Below are 22,819 nucleotides of genomic sequence, written 5' to 3'. Positions count from 1 at the left end.
TCGGCAAAAAATATTGGCAGGATGTCTTTTACAAAGCTCACTATCTCCACCGGTCCGATCGAGGTCATCGGGGCTGCAGGGCCGCCAAGAACTCGTGGGTGACGGCCACCGCGTTGTCCGAGCTCCCGCCGAGCACCACCAATGTGGCCCATGCCAGGTCACCGCGGTAGCCGGCGAACCAGGCGTGCGAACCATCCGCGACCTCGGCTTCACCGGTCTTGCCGAACACCTCACCGAGATCCTGCATGCGCAACGCGGTGCCGGACGAGATCACCTCGCGCATCATCGGGCGCAACTTCGTGACCACGGCCGGGTCCATGTCCGGGTGAGGCCCTGAGATGGTGGTGTCTCGGCCGACGATCAGCGACGGGATCGGTGTCGAACCGCGTGCCACCGTGGCCGCCACCATCGCCAGGCCGAACGGGCTGGTCAGCACTTTGCCCTGGCCGAACCCGTCTTCCGTGCGCTGCACCAGTTCGGGTGCGATCGGGACCGACCCGCTCTCCGTCGGCAGGCCGACCACGTGATACTCGGGACCGATACCGAGAGATGCGGCGGTCCGCGTCAGATCAGACGGCCCCATCTCGCTGGCCAGTTTGGCGAAGGTGGTGTTGCACGACCGGGCAAAAGCGGTTTGCATCGGGACCGTGCCGAGTCCGAAACCGTTGTAGTTCGGGACGCTGCGTTCGCCGATGGTGACCTCACTGGGGCACCCGACCATGGTCGATGGCTGGGCCAGCCCGGTGCTGATCGCAGCTGCGGAGGTGACCACCTTGAACGTCGAGCCGGGTGGATAGAGACCGATGGTCGCGATCTGGCCGTCCCGGTCGGCCAGCTCGTTCTGGGCGATCGCAAGAATGCGCCCCGTGGACGGCTGGATGGCGACCATGGCCACCTGGAAATCTGTGCGCTGGTCCACCGCGTGCTGCGCCGCTTCCTGCACTTCGCGGGACAAGCTGATCTGGACCGACGGAGCCGGGGCAGGGGCGGTCTCGGCCAGCACATCGGCATCGAGTCCGTTCGGGTTGACCGACACCACACGCCAGCCGGCCTTGCCCTCGAGATCCTTGGACACTTCTTTCTTCACCTGGGTGAGCAGCGCCGGGGCGAACTTCGGATCAGAGGGGACAAGATCTGCCTGGTCGACCGTCGACACCCCGGGCAGACCCGCGAGCTGGTCACGGACCTGATCGAAGTCACGCTGACCGAGCGTGATCACCGAGTACTCGCCGCCCAGCCCGGTTGCCTGCTCGGCGATGGCCTGCGCGGACATCGGAGCAAACCGACCGAGAACAGTCGCCAGTGCCGTCGCGGTGGACACGACCGCGCCGGAGTCGGCGGCCACCGCGGCATCGAACCGTACGTTGTACACAGTGCCCGGTACCAGCACATTGGTGCCGTCGCTTTCGCGGACCGCTGCACGCTGGGCCTCGAGCGTTCGCAGCTGCATCGTCTGGTTCCCACCGAGTTTCGGATGAACGTTCGACGGCACCCAGCGAACCTGCCAGCCCGCGTCACTGCGGGACATCTGCACGGTCGCCCGGTACTCCCAGGTGCGCCCGCCCGGCAGGTCCCACGTGTAGTCGGTTGCGACCGTGGCCGTGTCCCCGGTGACCTTCACCTGCCCTGTGTCGGCCGACATCTCGGTGGCGGCCAAGCCCTTCCAGGTCGCGTCGATCGCAGACGTCGCCGACACGGGATCGTCGGTCAGGGCTCCGGCGCGACTGCCGTCGTGATCAGCGAAAGCACTCAGAAATCGTTGCGCTGCAGCGCCCGGTCCGTTGTCATCACCGGCACAACCTGCCGACGCGACCCCGATGACCACCACGAGGGCGATCCCGAGGAGTCGAACGGGCCACAGGTGAATTGATCGGATCATCACCGGTCATCGTATTTGCGCGCGGCACTGCAACCCGGTTGCCACGCAGGCGAGACAGGAGCGATCCCACCCGATTGCGGTCGGTCAGTCCACCAACACGGTCGCGAACGTACCCACCTCGTGCATGCCGACTCTCCGATACGCCTCGCGCGCAGGCGTGTTGAACGAATTGACGTACAAGCTGGCGGTACGGCCGGCAGCCACGATGGCTTCGACAACGGCCGCGGTACCCGCAGAACCGAGGCCAGTGCCCCGACGGTGCGGGGCAACCCACACACCTTGGATCTGTCCGACCCGACGCGACATCGCACCGACCTCGGCCTTGAAGACCACTTCGCCGCGTTCGAACTTCGCGTATGCACGGCCTGCGTTGATCAGGCCTGCGATACGGCGGCGGTAGGACCGTCCACCGTCTCCCGCGCAGGGGTCGATTCCCACCTCCCCCACGAACATCTCGACCGCGGCAGGTAGGTATGCGTCGATCTCGTCCAGTCGCACCCGTCGCACGAAGGGGTCCGCACGGATGGCAGGTTCGGTGCCCAGCGCCAGAAGCGGCTGGCTGTAACGGATTTCGCGGGCGGGACCCCAGTGTTCACGAGTGTGTTCCCAGAAGGGCATCACCAGCTCCGCCGGCCCGACGATCGATGAACAGGCCCGCGGATTGCGGATGGCCCGCTCTGCGAAGGTGCGCACATCGTCAGCGGTACCGAGCAGCGGAACGAGATTGGCCCCGGAGAAACACAGCGACTCGACCGGCTGTCCGTTGCTCCACAGCTCCCCGCCCAGCGCTCGCGGATTGATGCCGTGGTCTTCCACCCGAGCCGCGACCATGCACGACGACACCGGATCGAGGGCGAGAGCCTGGCTGACCGCGTCGAAGTCCCGCTCGCCGAGCGGACGGTCACCCAACAGCTTCAGCACCGCGGCTCCCAGGTTAGTAACGGGCGTACGAGAGCGTACGTCGCCATTCTGCCAGCCCGCTCGGTGCCAAGTCAGCTCACCGTGACAATCGGTGCGCCGGCCCCTGCCGCGTCACCGGATTCGCCTGCCGCTTCGGCGATGCGCATCGCCTCTTCGATGAGCGTTTCCACGATCTGAGCTTCGGGAACGGTCTTGATGACCTCACCCTTGACGAAGATCTGGCCGCGACCGTTTCCAGAAGCGACACCGAGATCGGCCTCGCGTGCTTCTCCCGGGCCGTTCACCACGCAGCCCATGACGGCCACCCGCAGTGGGATCTCCATACCTTCGAGTCCAGCACTCACCTCGTCGGCAAGCTTGTACACGTCCACCTGCGCACGGCCGCAGGACGGGCAGGAGACGATCTCGAGCTTACGAGGCCGCAGGTTGAGCGATTGCAGGATCTGATTGCCGACCTTGATCTCCTCGACCGGTGGCGCCGACAGCGACACCCGGATCGTGTCCCCGATCCCTTCGGCGAGCAGGGCGCCGAACGCCACGGCTGACTTGATCGTGCCCTGGAAGGCCGGTCCGGCCTCGGTGACACCGAGATGGAGGGGGTAGTCGCAGGCAGCGGCCAACTGGCGGTAGGCCTCCACCATGATCACCGGGTCGTTGTGCTTGACCGATATCTTGATGTCGCCGAAGCCGTGCTCTTCGAAGAGACTCGCCTCCCACAGCGCTGATTCCACCAGTGCCTCCGGCGTCGCCTTGCCGTACTTCTGGAGCAGGCGCGGGTCGAGTGATCCGGCGTTGACGCCGATACGGATCGGGATCCCGGCATCACCGGCAGCCTTCGCGACCTCCTTGACCCGGCCGTCGAACTCCTTGATGTTGCCCGGGTTGACCCGGACGGCAGCACACCCGGCGTCGATCGCGGCGAAGATGTACTTGGGCTGGAAGTGGATGTCGGCGATCACCGGGATCTGCGACTTCCTGGCAATGGCCGGCAGCGCCTCGGCGTCCTCGGGCCGCGGGCACGCCACCCGGACGATGTCACACCCCGACGCGGTCAGTTCGGCGATCTGCTGCAGAGTCGCGTTGATGTCATGGGTCTTGGTGGTGGTCATCGACTGCACCGACACGGGATGGTCGCTGCCGACGGGCACCGTGCCCACCTGTAGCTGCCGCGTCTTGCGGCGCGGTGCGAGAACCGGCGGCGGTGCGGCGGGCATTCCCAGACCGATCGCGGTTGCATCTGCACTCATCGGGGTCACTTCCTGATCTGTAACTGTTTTCGGATGGTCTAGAACACCTTGATCGGATTGATGATGTCAGCGGTCAGCGTCAGTGCCATGTATCCGCCCATGATCGCGAGGACCACGTACGTCGCCGGCATCAATTTCAGGTAGTCGACAGGCGCGCCGGCGCCGAGACCACGTAGCCGTCGCAACCAATCGCGCACCTTCTCGTAAACGACGATGGCGATGTGTCCACCATCCAAGGGTAGTAGCGGAACCAAATTGAACAGTGCCAGGAAGAAATTGATGCTGGCCAACAGGAATATGAAGAAGGACCAAACGCCCGCTTCGGCGGCCCCGCCACCGATCACCGATGCACCATAAACGCTGACCGGTGTATCGGCGGCGCGCTCACCCCCGGTCACCGACGTCCACAACGCCCCAATTTTCGAGGGCAAAGACAACAAAGAATGCCAGGTCTCCACCATCAGGTCGCCGGTGAACCCCGCTGCCGCCGGGATTGCGCCCAACGCCGAGGGATGTTCGGTTCCGGCGTCGAGATCGTAGGCGATGCCGACCATGCCGACCGTCTCGGTAGTGGTGACGCCCTTATCGTCAACCGCGGTGGAGGTGACCTGCTGCGGTATCACAGTCAGGTCGAGCTGCTCTCCCTCGCGCTCGACGGTCAGGGCTACCGGAGCGGTGCCCGCGCGCAAAACCTTGCTCAGCTCCGCTGTATCGCTGATTCGCTGGCCGTTGGCTGAGATGACTGTGTCACCCGGTTGCAGGCCCGCCTCCGCCGCGGGACCATCACCGGTACACGGCGCCATGTCGCCGTTAGTGATGGTGGGCCCGACGCATGAGATTGCTCCCACCTTCGCGGGAATCGATCCGGAGAGGTTGGGCAACCCCCAGGCGAGCCCCATGATCACGATCAACACGAACCCCAGGATCAGGTTCTGCACCGGACCCGCGAGCAGCACCACTACCCGTTTCCACGACTTCTGGCGGTACATCGCACGGGGTTCGTCCTTGGGTGCGAGTTCGTCGTGGGTGGTCATGCCCGCGATGTCGCAGAAGCCGCCAAGGGGAATCGCCTTGATCCCGTATTCGGTCTCGCCCCGTCGCGTCGACCAGAGGGTCGGGCCGAAACCGACGAAATAGCGCCGCACATACATTCCGGTGCGCTGTGCAGCCCACATGTGACCGCACTCGTGCCAGGCGATCGACGCCAGCAACCCGAGTGCAAAGAGCACCACGCCCAGAGCAAACATCATCGGCCGCTTCTTAACCCTTCTGAGAACCTGCTAACGGTGCACACCGGCGACGAGCAGACGAGCGCGTTCACGCGCCCAGGCGTCGGCCGCCAGGACGTCATCCACCGTACCTGGGTCCTCGGTCCACTGATCCGCAGCAGCGAGCACCTCCTCGATGATCCCGACTATCCGGGGGAAGGTGATGGCACCTGCGAAGAACCCGTCGGCAGCTGCTTCATTGGCGGCGTTGAACACCGCCGTCAGCGATCCCCCACGCGTTCCGGCGTGACGGGCGAGATCGATGGCCGGGAACACCGCGTTGTCGACCGGTTCGAAGGTCCACGTTGCCGCGGACGAGAAGTCGCACGGCGTCGACGCCCCCGCGATGCGGTCCGGCCAGCCCAGGGCGAGGGCGATCGGCAGCTTCATCGACGGAGGAGACGCCTTGGCGACCGTGGCGCCGTCGATGAACGTGACCATGGAATGCACGATCGACTGGCGGTGAACTGTCACGTCGATGCGTTCGTATGGAACCCCGAACAGCAGATGGGCCTCGATCACCTCCAGCGCCTTGTTCACCAGGGTCGCCGAGTTGAGGGTGATCATCGGTCCCATCGACCAGGTCGGATGTTTACCGGCCTGCTCTGGGGTGACGTCCTCCAGTGCTGCGGCGTCCCAGCCGAAGAACGGCCCGCCGGACGCGGTGAGCACCAGCCGGTCGACCTCGGCCGCTGTCCCGGCCCGTAGGCATTGCGCGATGGCGGAGTGTTCGCTGTCGACGGGCACGATCTGATCCGGCCCGGCGGCGGCCAGCACCAACGCTCCCCCGGCGACGAGCGACTCCTTGTTGGCCAGCGCCAACCGGGCACCGGATCGCAGCGCCGTCAGCGTCGGCCTGAGTCCGAGTGATCCGACCACGGCGTTGAGCACTACGTCTGCGCCGGTCGCCTCGACCAGGTCGCTCATGGCATCTGGCCCTGACAGGACGCCAGTCGTCCCGGTGACGGACTCGACGCGTGCGGCAGCATCGGGATCGGCAACGGCGACCGCCGAGCCGGGGAGCTGCCACTGACTGATCTGCTTCGCGAGCAGGTCGACGTTGCCGCCACCGGCGCCGAGGCCGGCCACCGCGAATCGGTCGCGGTTGGCTGAGATCACCTCCAGTGCCTGGGTACCGATCGATCCGGTGCTACCGAGAATGAGAACGCGTGTGGTCACCCACCCAGTGTGATCGATCCCGTACTACCCGCGCGACCACCTCGACGAGCGGCGACTTGTCACCCGCCGGTCCCCGGCGCCGGATGTCGCTCGGCCCAGTGGCGAGCGATGTCGACCCGCCGGGCGATCCACACCTTGTCATGCGACTGCACGTGGTCGAGAAAACGCTCCAGGGCTGCGGTGCGAGCGGGGCGTCCCGCCAAGCGGCAGTGCAACCCGATCGACAACATCTTCGGGGCCCCCGCCTCACCTTCGGCGTAGAGAACGTCGAACGCATCGCGCAGGTGGGCGAAGAACTGGTCGCCCGAGGGGAAGCCGGCGGGTGAGGAGAACTTCATGTCATTGGTGTCGAGGGTGTACGGCACAACAAGATGATCAACGGTGCGGTCTGGGGTACCGGGGCCCCGACCCGGGACGGTCACCTTGTCCCAGTACGGCAGGTCATCGGCATAACTGTCGGAGTCGTACAGGAAACCGCCGTGCTCGACGACCAGCCGACGGGTGTTGGGCGAATCCCGGCCGGTGTACCAGCCGAGCGGCGCGGCCCCGGTCAGTTCCGTGAGGATCTCGACGGCTTCGGCCATGTGGGCACGCTCGATGTCGGGGTCAACCAATTGATAGCTGAGCCAGCGCAAGCCGTGCGAAGCAATCTCGTCGCCCCGTTCGAGAAAAGCAGCGACGGCCTCGGGATTGCGCGCCATGGCTTGTGCGACGGCGAAGATGGTCAGGGGCAGTTCGCGGCGGTCGAAGACGCGGAGTAGTCGCCACAGGCCGGCCCGCGAACCGTACTCGTACAACGACTCCATGCTCATGTGCCGGTTGGGAAATGATTCCGCGCCAGCCATTTCCGACAGGAACGTCTCACTCCCACGGTCGCCCTCGAGGACGTTGTTCTCCGAACCCTCCTCATAATTGAGGACGAATTGCACGGCGATGTTGGCCTCGCCTGGCCACTGCGGATGCGGTGGGGTGCGGCCGTATCCGACCAGATCACGCGGATAGTCGGCGCTTACATGATTTTCCGGCGGCACGGCGTTCATTCTGGCACCGGGTCACCGAAGGCGCAGCGGAGACGGCGCCGGGAAGGGCACGACCCGACCAACCCCACGTCGGCCGAGGCCCGACCGCCCACGATATGCTGACGCGGAAGAATCGTCGGTCCCAACCATCAGGAGTAGCCGTGGCCAGCACTGAGGTCGAGTACAAGCGCGAGCCCGCGGATGCGCCGTCGGCCCGATTCGGCTGGCACGGCGAAGGTCTCAAGACTTTCAAGATCGCCGGATGGGTGTCGATCGTGGCACTGCTGGTCATGATGATCGGAAATCACGAAGGTCACGTCGAAGACCTCTTCCTGCTCGGCTTCGCCTTGCTCCTCGCCTTCATCTTGATCCGCGGCGAGATCCTCAGCCGCAGAAAATGGGCGATCAAGAAGTAGGCGCGGTCGCGTCCTCGCCCTCCCGCCTGCGACGGGCACTGTCCGCCACAGCGGGATGCCTGATCCTGTTTTGCGCTGCGTGCACCGCCACGTCCGAGCCGCCTCGCGCCGACAGCACCGAGCCGTCGACCACCCGTCCATCGGTCATCTCCAAGACGCCCCCGCCGGCACCGCCGGCGTCGACACCCAGCCCTGATCCCGCACTCGAGGTCACCGATGCCGACGGACGCACGCCCTTGGTCGCGGCCACCAAGGCCAATGATGTCGAGACCGCACGACGGCTGATCCTCGCCGGCGCCGATGTCAATGCCAAGGATGATCTCGACGACTCCGCGTATCTCTACGCGGGCGCCGAAGGCCTCGACGAGATACTCGTCCTCACCCTCGACCACGGCGCAGATGTGCGGTCGCTCAACCGATTCGGGGGCACCGCCCTGATTCCGGCAGCGGAGAAGGGGCACCCGACCACCGTGCAGTTGCTGATCGACGCCGGGGTTCCGCTGGACCACATCAATTACTCCGGCTGGACCGCACTTCTCGAAGCCGTTGTCTACGGAGATGGTTCGGCGCCGTACCAGGACATCGTGGCGCGCCTGCTCGCGGCGGGTGCGAACCCCGATGTCCGGGACGCGCAGGGACGAACTGCCGTGGACAATGCACGCAACCTCGGTCAGACCGACATCGTGCGGCTCCTGGGTGGTTGACCGCGGACGGCGTGGTCCCGCGGCATCACCCGGTTGTCGTCATTGGAGCCTGTAGAAACGGAAGATGTCGTGCTCGATGTCGAGCACGGAGGCCCCGTCCAGTCCTGCCGACCGGGCGTAGGCATCAAGCGTGGACGTCCGCATGACAGTTCCGGTGGCTGCACTGTCCCCACCGGACATGCTGTCGGGCAAGCAACAACCGATCGAGAATCCGTACAGCAGTTGTTCCACCGGCCCGGCATCAGGGGTGAAGGAATCGGCCGTTCGTTCATCCATCACGATGATCGGTGCGCCAGGTTTCGCTATTCGACGCATCGTCGCGAGGAACGACACCGGATCCGAGAGGTCGTGCACGCACTCGAAGGCGAAGACCGCATCGTGGCTGTCGGAATCCAGTTCTGACTGAGCATCGGCCACGGTCACCGTGACGCGGTCCGACACGCCGTACTCGACAGCGTTCCGCTGCGCGGCGGCCACGGAGTCCGTGTCGATGTCGTAGCCGTCGACCGAGACGTTCGGATATCCCACAGCGAGGGCGATCGACGACCATCCCTCACCGCATCCCAGGTCGGCGATACGCGCACCCGCGGTCAACAACGCATGCAGATCAGGGATTTGCGGCAGGAACTCAGAAGTCAACTGCCCCATGTACATCGGCCGGTTGGCGTACGACTGCGCCTCGCGGGCATCGGCGCCGAGTTGCTGCCACGACACACCGCCGCCGGTGCGATAGGCCTGCAGCAGTTCCGACATCTGACTCCCAGTGGCGACCGACAACCGTGCCAGCGGGGCGAGGTACGACAGGCTGTCGCCGTTCACCAGAACCTCGGAATACTCTGCGGGCAGCGCGAATCGGGTGACCTCGGGCCCGATGTCGGCGATCACGTAACCTGAGACCGCCTGATGCTCGAGCCACTCGCGGGCATAGCGTTCCGCTGTGCCGGATCGCTCTGCCAGTTCCGCTGGTGACAGCGGGCCTTCCTTCGCGAGCAGTTTGTACCAGCCGAGCCGGTCACCCAGATACAGCGCCTGGACCTGCTGGGCGCCGAGTAGAGCACCGAACACGTGGTCGGCGAATTGTTCCGTGGTCATAGGCGCCTGGGAAGTCATGGTCTCGTCTCATCTGTTCGGGCGTGTGTGACGAGTACAGCATCTGATCGATGAACGGCGGGCAACTTGTCCTGCGAATGCCGCACACATGTTTGCGTGGCCACCAGCCGGGGGCAGTGCCAGGTGAACGGCGCCTCAGCGCTCTTCGGCGGCGAGTTGCCCGCAGGCCGCGGCGATCTCCTGGCCACGGGTGTCGCGAACCGTACACGAAACACCCTGCGCGATCACGCGTCTCACGAACTCGCGCTCGACGGGCTTGGGGCTCGCGTCCCACTTCGAGCCCGGCGTCGGGTTGAGGGGGATCAAATTCACGTGCACCAGGGGTCCGAGTGCCTTGCGCAGCTTCTCCCCGAGGAGGTCGGCACGCCACGGCTGGTCGTTGATGTCGCGGATGAGGGCGTATTCGATCGAGACCCGCCGGCCGGTGGAGTCCGCGTAGTAGCGGGCGGCGTCGAGTACCTCGCGCACCGACCACCGGTTGTTCACCGGAACCAGGGTGTCGCGCAGTTCGTCGTCGGGGGTGTGCAGTGACACCGCGAGGGTCACGGTCAGTCCTTCGTCGGCCATCCGCCGAATGGCGGGCGCCAGACCCACGGTCGACACCGTGACCGACCGCTGAGAGATCCCGAGGCCTTCGGGAGCCGGCGACGTGATGCGCCGGACGGCGTCGATGACCCGCTTGTAGTTCGCGAGCGGCTCGCCCATTCCCATGAAGACGACGTTGGAGAGACGCCCGGGGTCGCCGAGCTCCCCGTCACGCATGGACCGGGCGGCGGCGCGCACCTGGTCGACGATCTCCGCGGTGGAGAGATTGCGGTCGAGGCCGCCCTGACCCGTCGCGCAGAACGGGCAGGCCATGCCACAGCCGGCCTGACTCGAGATGCACAGAGTGGTGCGATCGGAATACCGCATCAACACCGACTCGAGAAGCGTGCCGTCATGAAGTCGCCACAGGGTCTTGCGCGTGGTGTTGTCGTCACAGGCAATGTGGCGAACCACCGTCATCAGCTGCGGGAACAGAGCCTGACCGACGGATTCACGCATCGCTGCAGGCAGGTCCGTCATCTCGGCCGGGTCGGCGTTGAGACGGGCGTAGTACTGGCGGGCCAACTGATCCGCCCGGAACTTGGGTAAGCCCAGTTTGGTCACTGCGGCCACGCGGCCGGCGGCGTCGAGGTCGGCCAGATGCTGCGGCGGCTTGCCCCGTTTGGGCGCGTCGAACACCAACGGCAGCGGACTTGTCATAACACAAGGGTGACGGACTGGGGCCACAGAAGCCAATTCGGCCCGGTGATGATGCCAATTCGATCACCGACATTGTCGTTCGGTGCGCGCTGACGCACCATGGAACACATGACTTACCAACAGCCCGAGGGTTACCCGCAGGAACCCGCGTACGACCCGGCCACCACCGGCAGCGCGCCTCCCCCGGACTACACCGGCAGCGATGTCCCCGCCGCCGACCACCGCGAGGAAGAGCGGCGCAAAGCGCTCGACGACGTGAAGCACACCCGTACCCGCGCAGCCTGGGTCGGGCTCATCATCGGTGTCCTGGTGACCCTCGTGCTGCTGATCTTCATCTTGCAGAACCTCGACAAGCAGCAGGTCGATCTCTTCTTCTGGAGTGTGAACCTGCCGCTCGGCGTGAGCCTGCTCGTCGCGGCGATCCTCGGCGCCGTCATCACCGCGATCATCGGGAGTCTTCGGATGTTGCAGGTTCGCCGGGCGGTGAAGAAGGCCCGGCCCTGAACCCGGCTTTCACCGATCACGGTTGAGTCCGCGGCGGGTGAGCGATCAGAGCAGCGCGCCCAGCACGGCCCACACCACGAAGGCCGACGGCAGCACCGAGTCGAGTCGGTCCATGATCCCGCCGTGTCCTGGCAGCAGCGTGCCCATGTCCTTGATACCGAGATCACGCTTGACCTGTGACTCCACGAGATCGCCGAGCGTGGCGCACACGACCAGCACCGGCCCGAGGATCAGTCCGATCCACCAGTGGGAGTCGACGAGGTAGGTGACGGTGAGTACGGCGCCGACGATGCCGAAAAGCATGGATCCGGCCATGCCCTCCCACGACTTCTTCGGGCTGATCGCGGGAACCATGGCGTGCCGCCCGAACGTGACTCCCGCGATGTACCCGCCGATATCGGAACAGGCGACGACGATCATCAGCGTGAAGACTCTCGCCGCACCGTGCTCTTCGAGCACCATCGAGGCGCCGAAGGCGCCCATCAACGGCAGCCAGGCGAGCACCAACGTGGTGCCGGCGAGGTCCTGGAGGTAGTGCTGAGGCGCCGCCTGCAATCCCTGCGAGAGCAGTTTCCAGATCATCGAGACCAGGACCGTCGCGGCGAAGGCCACCACTGATCCGGTGATCCCCCAGGGCCAGCTCACCCAGATGATCGCCTGTCCGCCCACGAGGATCGGGATCAGCGCGACCTTGATACCGGCATCTCGGAATCGTTTGGTGACCTCCCAGCTGGCGACCGCGATGGCCACCGCCACGACCGGGAACCAGACCTCGGGGACGAAGGTGAGGATCAGGATCAGCGACACACCCAGAGCGCCTCCGACCCCGATTGCGGCCGGGAGGTTCCGGCCGGCCCGCGAGCTGGAGCCCTTGGGCTGCGGTCCTGGTGTGTCCTGCGGCCGATCTGTGTCGGTCACCGTCTGCCCTGCTCCCCTGGAACTGCGTGAAGTCGTCATCGGATGACTAGACCTCGAGCAGTTCGCTTTCCTTGTGTTTGACCAATTCGTCGACCTGCGCGACGTACGTCGAGGTGGTCTTGTCCAGATCCTTTTCGGCCCGGGTCACCTCATCCTCACCGGCTTCGCCGTCTTTTTGGATGCGTTTGAGTTCATCGACCGCTTTGCGACGCACGTTACGGATGGACACCTTGGCGTCCTCACCCTTGGATTTGACCTGTTTGACGAGTTCACGACGTCGTTCTTCGGTCAGCTGGGGAATCGCGACCCGAATGATGTTGCCGTCGTTGGTCGGGTTGACACCGAGGTCGGAGTTGCGGATCGCTGTTTCGATCAGACCCAGAGACGACTGCTCGTATGGCTTGATCACCACCATGCGCGGCTCCGGGGTGTTGATGGACGACACCTGCGTGATCGGGGTGGGCGCACCGTAGTAGTCGATGGTGACGCGGTTGAACATCGCCGGGTTCGCCCGGCCGGTTCGGACCGAACCCATGTCGTCGCGGGCCACAATGACGGCCTTCTCCATTTTTTCCTCGGCGTCGAGCAGCGCGTCGTCGATCATGGTGTCCTCCGTTGTCGTGTGGTGGTGGTGCCGCGGCCGGTCCGTCTCCGCAACGACGGGCGGGCCGAGTCGCGGGTCAGGTGCTGACCAGTGTTCCGATCTTCTCACCTGCGACCGCACGGGCGATGTTGCCCTGCTCGAGCAGGTTGAAGACCAGGATGGGCATCTGGTTGTCCATACAGAGACTGAATGCGGTGGCGTCGGCGACCTTGAGGCCCTGTTCGAGCACCTCACGGTGCGTGATCTCGCGGTACAGGGTGGCGTCCGGGTCGATCCTGGGATCGGCGGAGTACACGCCGTCGACGCCCTTGGCCATGAGAACCACCTCGGCCTTGATCTCGAGGGCGCGTTGGGCAGCGGTGGTGTCCGTGGAGAAGTACGGCATTCCCATGCCTGCACCGAAGATGACGACACGGCCCTTCTCCAGGTGCCGCTGGGCACGCAACGGAATGTACGGTTCGGCGACCTGACCCATCGTGATGGCTGTCTGCACTCGGGTGACGACGCCGCGCTTCTCCAGGAAGTCCTGTAGCGCAAGGCAATTCATAACGGTGCCGAGCATGCCCATGTAGTCGGACCGGGCGCGCTCGAGACCCCGCTGCTGAAGTTCGGCGCCACGGAAGAAGTTTCCGCCGCCGATCACCACGGCCACCTGGACACCGGTGTCGACCACCTCGGCGATCTGGTCGGCGACGGTGGACACGACGTCGGGGTCGAGACCGACCTTGCCGCCGCCGAACATCTCGCCGCCCAGCTTCAGGACAACCCGTTTGAACCCGGCGCGTTGAGCGGTGGCGTCGTCGGTCATGTGGCGTTCCTCCATGGAGCGATTGTGGGCGCGGCGGGCTACTGGTGCCGGCGGGTCCGGGATGCGTCCCGGGTCCGGCCCAATCCTAAACGAGCACAAAAGAACCCCGGCGAATCGATTGATTCGCACGGGGTTCTCTCATGAAAACTCAGGCCTGTCCGACCTCGAAACGAGTGAAGGACACAACCTGCGCCCCTGCCTCGTCGAGGACGGCCTTGACCGTCTTCTTGGATTCCTGGACCGACGGCTGGTCGACCAGCACGACGTCTTTGAAGAATCCGTTGAGCCGGCCTTCGACGATCTTGGGCAGTGCCTGTTCGGGCTTGCCCTCCTCGCGAGCGGTCTGCTCGGCGATGCGACGCTCGGAAGCGACCACGTCCTCGGGCACCTCGTCGCGCGAGGCGTACTTGGCGCGCAACGCAGCAACCTGCATGGCTGCTCCACGAGCAGCTTCCGCAGCCTCGGGGGTGTCGCCGGTGTACTCCACCAGGACGCCGACGGCAGGCGGGAGATCCGAAGCCCGCTTGTGCAGGTAGGACGCCACATTGCCCTCGTGGTACGAGACCCGGTTCAAGACCAGCTTCTCGCCGATCTTGGCGGAGAGCTCCTGGATCAGCTCGTCGACCGTCTTGTCGCCGACGCTGGTGGCCTTGAGGGCCTCCACGTCGGACGTCTTGGCGGCGACAGCAGCGTCGAGAACCTGAGCGGCCAGCGCCTGGAACTCGTCGTTCTTGGCCACGAAGTCCGTCTCGGAGTTGATCTCGATCATCGCACCGTCTTTGGCGGCGATCAGACCTTCGGCGGTGGACCGCTCGGCACGCTTGCCGACGTCCTTGGCGCCCTTGATCCGCAGTTCTTCGACGGCCTTGTCGAAATCGCCGTCGTTGTTGGCCAGCGCGTTCTTGCAGTCGAGCATGCCCGCGCCGGTGAGGTCACGGAGCCGCTTGACGTCAGCGGCGGTGTAATTCGCCATGGGTGGGCGAGCCTCCTGTCGATTGTGTCGGGGGTGATGCGAAAGCCGGAGGGATCAGGCCTGCGCGGGGGTTTCGGCCTGCGCCGGGGCAGCTTCCTCGGTGCCTGCGGCCGGTGTGGTCGCCTGGGTGAGCAGTTCCTGCTCCCATTCGGCGAGCGGCTCGGTGGCGCCACCTTCGGGCTTGGCGTCGGCATCGGCACTCTGACCGGCGCGAGCCTGCAGGCCCTCGGCGACCGCCGAAGCGACGACGCGGGTGAGGAGTGCGGCGCTGCGGATGGCGTCATCATTACCCGGGATCGGGTAGTCGACGAGGTCCGGATCGCAGTTGGTGTCGAGGATGGCGATCACCGGGATGTTCAGCTTGCGAGCCTCGGAGACCGCGAGGTGCTCCTTGTTGGTGTCGACAACCCAGATCGCCGAAGGGACCTTCGACATGTCCCGGATACCACCGAGGGTGCGATCCAGCTTGGTCATCTCACGCGTGAGCATGAGGATTTCCTTCTTGGTGCGACCTTCGAAACCGCCGGTCTGCTCCATGGCCTCGAGTTCCTTGAGGCGCTGGAGGCGCTTGTGCACGGTGGAGAAGTTGGTGAGCATGCCGCCGAGCCAGCGCTGGTTCACGTAGGGCATGCCCACGCGCAGCGATTCGGAGGCGATGGATTCCTGAGCCTGCTTCTTGGTTCCGACGAAGAGGATGGTGCCACCGTGGGCAACCGTCTCCTTGACGAACTCGTACGCCTTGTCGATGTACGTCAGTGTCTGCTGCAGGTCGATGATGTAGATGCCGTTGCGATCGGTGAAGATGAATCGCTTCATCTTCGGATTCCAACGACGGGTCTGATGCCCGAAATGAGCGCCGCTGTCCAGCAGCTGCTTCATGGTTACGACAGCCATAATTCACTTTCATTGCAGTTCATGCCGGCGCCCGGTTGGTCGTCGGCCCTGGCGCCTGGCACGTGTGGAACCCCCGGTGAAGAACGATCACCGACGAGGACTGCCCACACGCTGTCTCGGCCGGCATGACGCTGGCCGACTGCAGACGCGCGAAGTCACTCCCGCCGCAGCGAGAGCGCCACATGAGTCTACGCGCGTGGGGGCCCGACACGAAATCGCTTCCCTCACCGAAGCGGGCCCGATGTCAAGGCCTCGGCGAGCGTTGTGGACAGAAAGATCTTTCATGCACATCTTCGCAGCTCATCGCGCGATCGGCTGACACATCCAGCAGGCTCGGATCCATGGCTTTCTGGTGGGCACTGTGCCGCGTGGCAGCGCTGCTGGGCGTGATCGTGGCCGCCGTACCGCTGCTCGCGCTGCAGTCGCAGCCGGCAGCACGCGCCGCACCCGCCTCGGCTCCGTCGCGCGGGTTCACCTGGCCGCTGATTCCGACCCCACAAGTGCTACACACCTTCGAGCCGCCCACGCAGCGCTGGCTGCCCGGTCACCGCGGTGTCGACCTTGCCGCGGCGGCAGGCGCCACCGTCTATTCGGCAGGCGACGGGGTGGTGCATTTCGCGGGTCCCGTCGCGGGAAAGCCGGTGGTGTCGATTCGGCACCCGGACGGTTTGTTGACCACGTATGAACCGGTGAAGTCCTCGGTGCGCGCCGGTATGCCGGTGGCCCGCGGCTCGCCGATCGGTGTGCTCGAGCCCGGCCATGAGGGCTGCGCTCGCCCGTGCCTGCATTGGGGCGCCCGTCGCGGAGCCGGAGCGTCGGCAACATACCTCGATCCGCTGGCCTTGCTCGGCGTTGTGCGGGTGCGCCTGAAGCCCCTCGAGACAGGCGACGCGTGAGGCGGGCGGGCCTCAAGCCCTGGGGTGCGCCTGATCGTGGACCTTACGAAGGCGTTCGACACTGACGTGGGTGTACAGCTGCGTTGTCGCAAGGCTCGCGTGGCCCAGCAGTTCCTGCACCACGCGAAGGTCGGCGCCTCCTTCGAGGAGATGGGTCGCCGCACTGTGGCGCAATCCGTGAGGGCCGAGGTCAGGGGTGTCGGGCAGGCTCCGCAGTATCTGGTGGACCACCGTGCGGGCCATCCGCTGATCAAGTCGTCCGCCCTTGGCCCCGACGAGCAATGCGTTGCCCGCCTTGGGTTTCGCCAGCGCCGGCCGCCCTGATCTCAGCCACGTGTTCAACGCGGCGGCTGCGGGGGCGCCGAACGGCACCGTCCGTTCCTTGTTGCCCTTACCGATGACCCTGACGACGTTGCGTCCCGTGTCGACGTCCCCGATATCCAGGCCGCACAGCTCCCCCACCCGAATGCCTGTGGCGTACAACAATTCGACGATCAGTCGGTTCCGCTGGCCGATGGGGTCAGCCGGGTCGGACGGGTTCTGCGGATCGTCGGCGCGCGCCGGTTGCATGGCCGCTTCCGCCTGCTCCGCGCTCAACACCCCTGGAAGGGTGCGATGAGCCCGGGGGGCCTGGAGTCGGGTGCCCGGATCTGCGGCGAGGGTACCTTCGCGGGTTGCCCAGGCCGTGAAGCGTTTTGCCGACGAAGCCTGGCGCGCGATGGTGGTCCGGGCTGCCCCCGCCTTGCTGTGTGCCGCGAGCCAGGCACGCAGCAGACCCAGATCGATTGCCGTCGGTGCGATGCCGCGGGCACCCGCGAAACTGATCAGCGACCGGATGTCACCGAGGTAGGCGCGCACGGTGTGGTCGCTGTGCCCGCATTCGAGGCGCAGGTAGCTCTCGTACTCGTCGATGATCGCGGCACTCACCGACTCAGCCAAGCGATCTCGGACCTCTACTGCAAGACGCCACACCCGACCGTGCAGCTTTTGTGTCCCGATCGCACCCGTGCGCGGGCATCAACGGGTCAGACTGCGCTGCCGGCGGCCTCTTCCTTCTTTTTGAGTTCGGCTTTCCATTGCCGGAAACCCTCTTCTGTCCGTCCACGACGCCAGTACCCGGAGATGGAAGCGTGCGATGCCGGGACGCCGCGCTCTTTCCTGACATAGGCGCGCAGATTGTGCATGACCGCCTCTGCTTCGCCGTGGATGAAGACCTGAACCGTGCCCGGCAGCCACTCTGCCTGTTTGACGGCCGCGACGATGGGAGCGTTGGCGCCGGCTTTGTCGTCCCCCACCTCATCCGACGAGCCACCCCGGTGCAACCAGGTGATCTCCGCGGTGTCGGGGGCTGCGATGTCGACGTGATCGCCCGGCCCGGCGACCTCGATGAAGGCCTTCACGACCGCGCCATCGGGCATCGATTCCAGGGCTGCGGCGAGCGCCGGCAATCCCGCTTCATCGGAAGCGAGCAGATGCCAGTCGACGTCGGTTCTGGGGCGGTATCCACTGCCAGGGCCCAAGAACCGCACCACATCGCCTGGCTGTGTGGACGCCGCCCATGGCCCCGCGAGCCCTTCGGTGCCGTGCACCACGAAATCGATCGCCACTTCGCGGGCCACTGTGTCGACCCTTCGCACCGTGTACGTCCGCAGGACCGGTTGTTGACCTGGCTCGAACTCCTCCCTGATCCGCTCGAGATCAAACGGTTCGGGATACCGGACACCCTCAGGCGGGAACAGGATCTTGACGTACATGTCGGTGTCGTCCACCGGTGTGAACTCTTCGAACCCGGGACCGCCGAGATACACCCTCACCATGTGAGGGGTGAGTTGTTCGGTCCGTTGCACCGTCATGGTGTTGAGCTTCTTGGCCACGCGTTGGTCCTCTCATCGCATTCGAACCCACGGTACCGGAAAGGTAGGTGACCCTAAGTTCGGCGATCCGATATACCGTCGCTGCCATGCCCACCATATTGATCACCGGCGCCTCTCGCGGTATCGGACGCGCGACCACCCAGCGCCTCGCGAATGCGGGCTGGACTGTGTTCGCAGGAGTGCGTGACGACGGCGCCGGCGAGGAGTTGCGCGCGCTGGCTCCCGCGTTGATCACACCCGTGGTCCTCGACATCACCGACGCCGACCACGTGGCAGACCTCGACCGCGTGTTGCCTGCCGAGCTGGACGCGGTTGTCAACAATGCCGGCATCGTCGTCGGCGGTCCGGTGGAAGCCGTCTCACCCGAACAGCTCCGACACCAACTCGATGTCAACGTCATCGGCCAGCATGCCGTCACCCGCGCGTTGCTGCCCCGGCTCAGGGCCTCCCGTGGACGAGTGCTGTTCGTGTCGTCGGTCAGCGGCCGGATCGCCACCCCGATGACGGGTGCCTACAACGCGTCGAAGTTCGCTCTCGAAGGCATGGCGGACGTGCTTCGAATGGAATTGCGGCCGTGGAAGATCCCCGTCGTGCTGATCGAACCAGGCCAGACCGACACCGACATCTGGCGCGACGCCGAATCCACTCTCGAAAGCCTGGTGAGTGACATGTCGCGCGAACACCGCAGCCTCTACGCCAAACACATTGCCGGATACCGCAAGTCGATTCCCCTCTCGCAGAAGGTGGCGGTTCCTGCGGACACTGTTGCCGCCACCATCGAATCGGCCTTGACGGCGCGGCGGCCGCGGGCCCGTTATGTGGTCGGCGCTGCGAACAAGGTTCAGGCGACAATGGTGGGGGCTCTACCGACCGCGGTCGCCGATCTGCTCCTACGAACCGTCATCGGCGTTCCCCGGCGGCCCTGAGGTACTCACCGCGATCCGGCCAGTCTCCACCCGGATCCGTTGGTGCTCAGCAGGCCTCGCGTTTCCAGGACGGCCAGCGCAGAGCGCACTTGGCGGACGTCGAGTCCACTGGTAAAAGCAATTTCGCCGATGGTCAGTGATCCACGCGCCGGCACCGCGTCGTAGGTTCGTTGCTGGGTTTCGTCGAGGCCGTCGGTCGGTCGCACTGACGACGCGCGGGCTTCCGAACCCGTCACACCGTCGGGCTCGGCCAGCCTGATGATGTCGCCTGAACTGGTCACCAGTTGCGCCACACCGTCGGCAATCATCCGGTGGCATCCGATGGAAGTCGCCGATGTGACCGGTCCTGGCACCGCACCGAGAGGCAGCCCCAGCTTCCGAGTCCACGCGGCTGTGTTGGCCGCGCCGCTGCGCCCGCCTGCCTCCACCACGACGACCGCCCGCGACAGTGCCGCCACCAGACGGTTCCGGGTCAAGAAGCGATGCTTGGCCGCCGATGTGCCCGGGCGGTATTCGCTGACCACCACTCCGGTGCGAGCTATCTCGGCGATCAACCTTGCGTGACCGGCCGGGTAGTCACGGTCGAGTCCGCATGCGAGCACGGCCACCGTCGTCCCGTCCGCGGCCAACGCACACCGGTGCGCCACACCATCGATGCCGTAGGCACCTCCGGAGATCACCGACCACCCTTCGCCGACGAGACCGCCGGTGAGTGACGACGTGACGTGCTCGCCATAGCCTGACGCCGCCCGGGAACCGACCAACGCCACCGAGCGGTCGACGGCGCCGTCGAGCCTTGCCGGCCCACGGGCCCACAGCGCCAAGGGCTCACCGCCTCTGGCCGCGGTGTCCGCTCGGCCCAGCGCGAGAAGCTGCCATCCGGGCCATTCGTCGTCAGCGGGTGTCACCAGCCTGCCACCGAGACGGGCGATCGCGGACAGGTCTTCCTCGGCGGTGTTGACCTGGTGGCGAGCCGCCGTCGCCCGCAGTACCTCTTCGTGGCCGTGCGGCACCGACTGCCGCGACACCGCGCGCGCCGCCTCGGTCACGCCCACCTCCGCAATCAGCTTGTGCAGAGCGGCGTTCGGTGGCTCGGCCACACCGGCGAGGTATGCCCAGTCGAGTCGTGTGTTGTCGTCGAGCATGTTGTCCCCTCAGTTGTATCCGCGATCGCGGAACATCAACGCCTGCGCCACATGGTTTTCGGTCGGCTGTTCGGCGCCGGAGAGATCGGCGAGGGTCCATGCCAACCGAAGTGCCCGGTCCGCTCCGCGTGCGGTAACCCGCCCGTCTCGCAGGAACAGTTCGATCGGTCTGACCACTGAACCCGGCAAGCGAAAATCGCCCCGCCGCAGTACCGACCCCGGCACCTCGGCATTCGTCTGCCACCCGTGGGCGAGCCAGCGCTCGCGAGCAGCGGCCCGTGCCGCCATCACACGTTCGCGGACAACAGCACTCGATTCCGCGGGCCCGCCCGCCAGGGCCGCTGTCCCGGGAGGATCCATGCGAACCCGGATGTCGACCCGATCCATGAGCGGCCCCGACAGCTTGCCGAGATAGCGACGACGGGCAGTGGGCGAGCACACACAGTCCACATCGTTCGCCGGAGCGCACGGGCACGGGTTAGCCGCCAGGATCAGCTGAAAGCGGGCAGGAAATCGAGCGACCCCGTCTCGGCGCGCCACTCGAACCTCACCGTCCTCCAACGGAGTTCGCAATGTCTCGAGCACCTTGACACCGAGCTCCGCGCACTCGTCGAGGAACAGGACGCCGCGGTGCGCCCGCGACACCGCACCGGGTTTGGCCATCCCCGTACCACCGCCGATCATCGCAGTCACCGTCGTCGAGTGATGCGGAGCGATGAACGGCGCATCACGAATCAACGGGTGATCAGCCGGCAACCCACCGGCAATCGAATGAATCGCCGTGACCTCCAACGCCTCGGCCTCGTTCAACGGCGGCAAGATCCCCGGCAACCGCCGCGCCAGCATCGTCTTCCCGATCCCCGGCGGCCCCGTCAACAACAGATGATGCGCCCCCGCAGCAGCAACCTCCATCGCATACCGCGCCTCATCCTGACCCACCACATCACACAGATCCGGCCCCGCCACCACCGACCGGACCGGCTCCCGCGGACCCACCGTGTCCAGCACAAACGTTCCCTTGAGCCAAGCAAGCACCTCCCGCAGATGACTCGCCCCACCCACCTCGATCCCCGACACCAACCCCGCCTCGGCAACATTGCCCAACGGCACCACCGCATGAGTGAAACCCGCCTGCCGAGCCGCCACCACCGCAGGCAACACCCCACGCACCGGCCGAACCCGCCCGTCGAGCGCCAACTCGCCCAGAAACACAGACTTCTCCAAATACGCAGGCGCATAATCATTCCCCGCCGCCAGCACCGCCAAAGCCAACGCCAAGTCGTACATCGACCCCGACTTGGGCAACGTCGCAGGCGACAACGCCAACGTGATACGACCCTCCGGCCACTTCGCAACAGCGCCCTCGCCCCCGTCAGCACCCTTACTCGCCGCAGCAGTGTTGGTGATCGCCGCACGCACACGATCCTTCGCCTCCTTCAACGCCGCATCCCCCAGCCCCACCAGATGCACACCCGGCAGACCCTGACCGATCGACGCCTCGATCTCCACCACCACACCCTCGACACCATTGATCGCCACCGACCGCACCCGCCCCAACTTCACCTCAGAACACCCCACGCAAATGTGAAATCGACACCGAGTCCTTCGAATCAAGTTGCACGGCAACCACATCAAAACGCACCACCGGCCAACGCCGCCCCTGCTCACGCAGCCACACCCCCGCCAACCGGCGCATACGCTGATACTTGGCCACCGTCACCGCCTCCGCCACATCGCCGTACAACGACCCGGTCCGCGTCTTGACCTCCACCACCACCAACGCATCACCATCAATCGCGATCACATCCAACTCCCCATAACGACAACGCCAATTCCGCTGCACTAGGGCCCACCCCAAACCCACGAGATACTCCGCCGCGGCGTCCTCCCCCAACTGACCCACCTCACGCCGCGAACGACGCACACCCCCACCCGACTGATCCATACCGAGAACATCCCAAACCAACACCCACCCACAGACCCCACAACACGCCAACCACCACCACCCTGTGCACAAACCACACACTGTGGACAAACCCGAATGCAATAGGCAATTACGCATCGTGAATATCGACCGAATGGCAGCGGACCCGACATTCCCACCGGGTTCAATTGCGAACAGATCCGCACTTTTGGAAATGCATTTGTATGAAAAGGATCGTTCACACGCAATAGTTTCTGAGCATTCCGGTTGCCCGACCACCAGGGAATCTGTACCGTCATCGACGAGAGCCGCGTCGTTGTTAGGCACTCAGAACACAATGACATCAAATTGTCTTCGGGGGCGTA

23 protein-coding genes are annotated in these 22,819 nt (G+C 65.5%); 5 read left to right on the top strand and 18 right to left on the bottom strand.

What is annotated here, in order from left to right; genetic code table 11:
• Positions 1 to 64 precede the first annotated feature (64 nt).
• The 6 genes from ACVWY6_RS19805 to puuE all read right to left on the bottom strand — a co-directional run bounded on the left by ACVWY6_RS19805 (position 65) and on the right by puuE (position 7,534).
• Positions 65 to 1,879: a penicillin-binding transpeptidase domain-containing protein gene (locus ACVWY6_RS19805; protein WP_457540430.1), complete on the bottom strand. Its 1,815-nt coding sequence runs from the start codon at positions 1,877 to 1,879 to the stop codon at positions 65 to 67.
• Positions 1,880 to 1,963: 84 nt separating this feature from the next.
• Positions 1,964 to 2,800, bottom strand: a complete 837-nt coding sequence (locus tag ACVWY6_RS19800; RefSeq protein WP_457540428.1) for a GNAT family N-acetyltransferase — start codon at positions 2,798 to 2,800, stop codon at positions 1,964 to 1,966.
• A gap of 71 nt (positions 2,801 to 2,871) precedes the next feature.
• Entirely contained in the window at positions 2,872 to 4,047 is a 1,176-nt protein-coding gene (gene ispG, locus ACVWY6_RS19795; RefSeq protein ID WP_023963929.1) for a flavodoxin-dependent (E)-4-hydroxy-3-methylbut-2-enyl-diphosphate synthase, read from the bottom strand.
• 38 nt (positions 4,048 to 4,085) lie between these two features.
• Positions 4,086 to 5,297 (bottom strand): M50 family metallopeptidase, encoded by a 1,212-nt coding sequence (locus tag ACVWY6_RS19790; RefSeq protein ID WP_457540426.1) that lies wholly within the window; start codon positions 5,295 to 5,297, stop codon positions 4,086 to 4,088.
• 30 nt (positions 5,298 to 5,327) lie between these two features.
• Positions 5,328 to 6,494 (bottom strand): 1-deoxy-D-xylulose-5-phosphate reductoisomerase, encoded by a 1,167-nt coding sequence (dxr, locus tag ACVWY6_RS19785; protein WP_116915505.1) that lies wholly within the window; start codon positions 6,492 to 6,494, stop codon positions 5,328 to 5,330.
• 59 nt (positions 6,495 to 6,553) lie between these two features.
• A complete protein-coding gene (puuE, locus tag ACVWY6_RS19780) occupies positions 6,554 to 7,534 on the bottom strand; it encodes an allantoinase PuuE (RefSeq protein ID WP_457540423.1) in 981 nt (326 codons plus the stop codon).
• Positions 7,535 to 7,674: 140 nt separating this feature from the next.
• Between puuE and ACVWY6_RS19775 the strand changes: the two genes are divergently transcribed.
• Positions 7,675 to 7,929, top strand: a complete 255-nt coding sequence (locus tag ACVWY6_RS19775; protein WP_023963937.1) for a DUF2631 domain-containing protein — start codon at positions 7,675 to 7,677, stop codon at positions 7,927 to 7,929.
• The gene (locus tag ACVWY6_RS19770; RefSeq protein WP_457540421.1) at positions 7,911 to 8,633 is read left to right on the top strand and encodes an ankyrin repeat domain-containing protein; all 723 of its coding nucleotides are present in this window, start codon (positions 7,911 to 7,913) and stop codon (positions 8,631 to 8,633) included. The genes ACVWY6_RS19775 and ACVWY6_RS19770 overlap by 19 nt, the downstream gene beginning before the upstream one ends.
• Before the next feature lie 39 nt (positions 8,634 to 8,672).
• Here the strand turns inward: ACVWY6_RS19770 and ACVWY6_RS19765 are convergent, their stop codons facing one another.
• Positions 8,673 to 9,725 (bottom strand): class I SAM-dependent methyltransferase, encoded by a 1,053-nt coding sequence (locus tag ACVWY6_RS19765; protein ID WP_457540419.1) that lies wholly within the window; start codon positions 9,723 to 9,725, stop codon positions 8,673 to 8,675.
• A 153-nt stretch (positions 9,726 to 9,878) separates the two neighbouring features.
• A complete protein-coding gene (gene rlmN, locus ACVWY6_RS19760; RefSeq protein ID WP_062797782.1) occupies positions 9,879 to 10,988 on the bottom strand; it encodes a 23S rRNA (adenine(2503)-C(2))-methyltransferase RlmN in 1,110 nt (369 codons plus the stop codon).
• A gap of 108 nt (positions 10,989 to 11,096) precedes the next feature.
• Between rlmN and ACVWY6_RS19755 the strand changes: the two genes are divergently transcribed.
• The gene (locus ACVWY6_RS19755; RefSeq protein ID WP_223249449.1) at positions 11,097 to 11,492 is read left to right on the top strand and encodes a LapA family protein; all 396 of its coding nucleotides are present in this window, start codon (positions 11,097 to 11,099) and stop codon (positions 11,490 to 11,492) included.
• A 45-nt stretch (positions 11,493 to 11,537) separates the two neighbouring features.
• On the opposite strand, the gene ACVWY6_RS19750 is transcribed toward ACVWY6_RS19755, so the two are convergent.
• From ACVWY6_RS19750 to rpsB, 5 genes are all read right to left on the bottom strand, one after another.
• A complete protein-coding gene (locus ACVWY6_RS19750) occupies positions 11,538 to 12,449 on the bottom strand; it encodes a phosphatidate cytidylyltransferase (RefSeq protein ID WP_457540416.1) in 912 nt (303 codons plus the stop codon).
• 7 nt (positions 12,450 to 12,456) lie between these two features.
• On the bottom strand, positions 12,457 to 13,014 hold the full coding sequence (gene frr / locus ACVWY6_RS19745; RefSeq protein WP_023963949.1) for a ribosome recycling factor: 558 nt from the start codon (positions 13,012 to 13,014) through the stop codon (positions 12,457 to 12,459).
• A gap of 76 nt (positions 13,015 to 13,090) precedes the next feature.
• Positions 13,091 to 13,837 (bottom strand): UMP kinase, encoded by a 747-nt coding sequence (pyrH, locus tag ACVWY6_RS19740; RefSeq protein ID WP_400730566.1) that lies wholly within the window; start codon positions 13,835 to 13,837, stop codon positions 13,091 to 13,093.
• Between the two features lie 133 nt (positions 13,838 to 13,970).
• Positions 13,971 to 14,795 (bottom strand): translation elongation factor Ts, encoded by an 825-nt coding sequence (gene tsf, locus ACVWY6_RS19735; RefSeq protein WP_023963953.1) that lies wholly within the window; start codon positions 14,793 to 14,795, stop codon positions 13,971 to 13,973.
• Positions 14,796 to 14,849: 54 nt separating this feature from the next.
• The gene (rpsB, locus tag ACVWY6_RS19730) at positions 14,850 to 15,689 is read right to left on the bottom strand and encodes a 30S ribosomal protein S2 (RefSeq protein WP_030163598.1); all 840 of its coding nucleotides are present in this window, start codon (positions 15,687 to 15,689) and stop codon (positions 14,850 to 14,852) included.
• Positions 15,690 to 16,030: 341 nt separating this feature from the next.
• On the opposite strand from rpsB, the gene ACVWY6_RS19725 reads away from it, so the two are divergent.
• Entirely contained in the window at positions 16,031 to 16,585 is a 555-nt protein-coding gene (locus ACVWY6_RS19725; protein ID WP_457540413.1) for a M23 family metallopeptidase, read from the top strand.
• A 12-nt stretch (positions 16,586 to 16,597) separates the two neighbouring features.
• On the opposite strand, the gene ACVWY6_RS19720 is transcribed toward ACVWY6_RS19725, so the two are convergent.
• Positions 16,598 to 17,512 (bottom strand): tyrosine recombinase XerC, encoded by a 915-nt coding sequence (locus ACVWY6_RS19720; protein ID WP_457540411.1) that lies wholly within the window; start codon positions 17,510 to 17,512, stop codon positions 16,598 to 16,600.
• 98 nt (positions 17,513 to 17,610) lie between these two features.
• Entirely contained in the window at positions 17,611 to 18,459 is an 849-nt protein-coding gene (locus tag ACVWY6_RS19715; protein WP_457540409.1) for a siderophore-interacting protein, read from the bottom strand.
• An 86-nt stretch (positions 18,460 to 18,545) separates the two neighbouring features.
• On the opposite strand from ACVWY6_RS19715, the gene ACVWY6_RS19710 reads away from it, so the two are divergent.
• Positions 18,546 to 19,385, top strand: a complete 840-nt coding sequence (locus ACVWY6_RS19710; RefSeq protein WP_457540407.1) for an SDR family oxidoreductase — start codon at positions 18,546 to 18,548, stop codon at positions 19,383 to 19,385.
• Between the two features lie 5 nt (positions 19,386 to 19,390).
• On the opposite strand, the gene dprA is transcribed toward ACVWY6_RS19710, so the two are convergent.
• From dprA to ACVWY6_RS19695, 3 genes are read right to left on the bottom strand one after another with little or no spacing between them, the layout of a single operon-like run.
• Positions 19,391 to 20,530, bottom strand: a complete 1,140-nt coding sequence (dprA, locus tag ACVWY6_RS19705; protein WP_400730577.1) for a DNA-processing protein DprA — start codon at positions 20,528 to 20,530, stop codon at positions 19,391 to 19,393.
• A gap of 9 nt (positions 20,531 to 20,539) precedes the next feature.
• On the bottom strand, positions 20,540 to 22,093 hold the full coding sequence (locus ACVWY6_RS19700) for a YifB family Mg chelatase-like AAA ATPase (protein ID WP_457540405.1): 1,554 nt from the start codon (positions 22,091 to 22,093) through the stop codon (positions 20,540 to 20,542).
• A gap of 1 nt (position 22,094) precedes the next feature.
• A complete protein-coding gene (locus ACVWY6_RS19695) occupies positions 22,095 to 22,475 on the bottom strand; it encodes a YraN family protein (RefSeq protein ID WP_457540403.1) in 381 nt (126 codons plus the stop codon).
• Positions 22,476 to 22,819: the final 344 nt, after the last annotated feature.

The organism is Williamsia sp. R60 (assembly GCF_054063855.1).
Note: the sequence above shows the minus strand (reverse complement) of the source record. Positions and strands in the feature narration are given on the sequence as shown.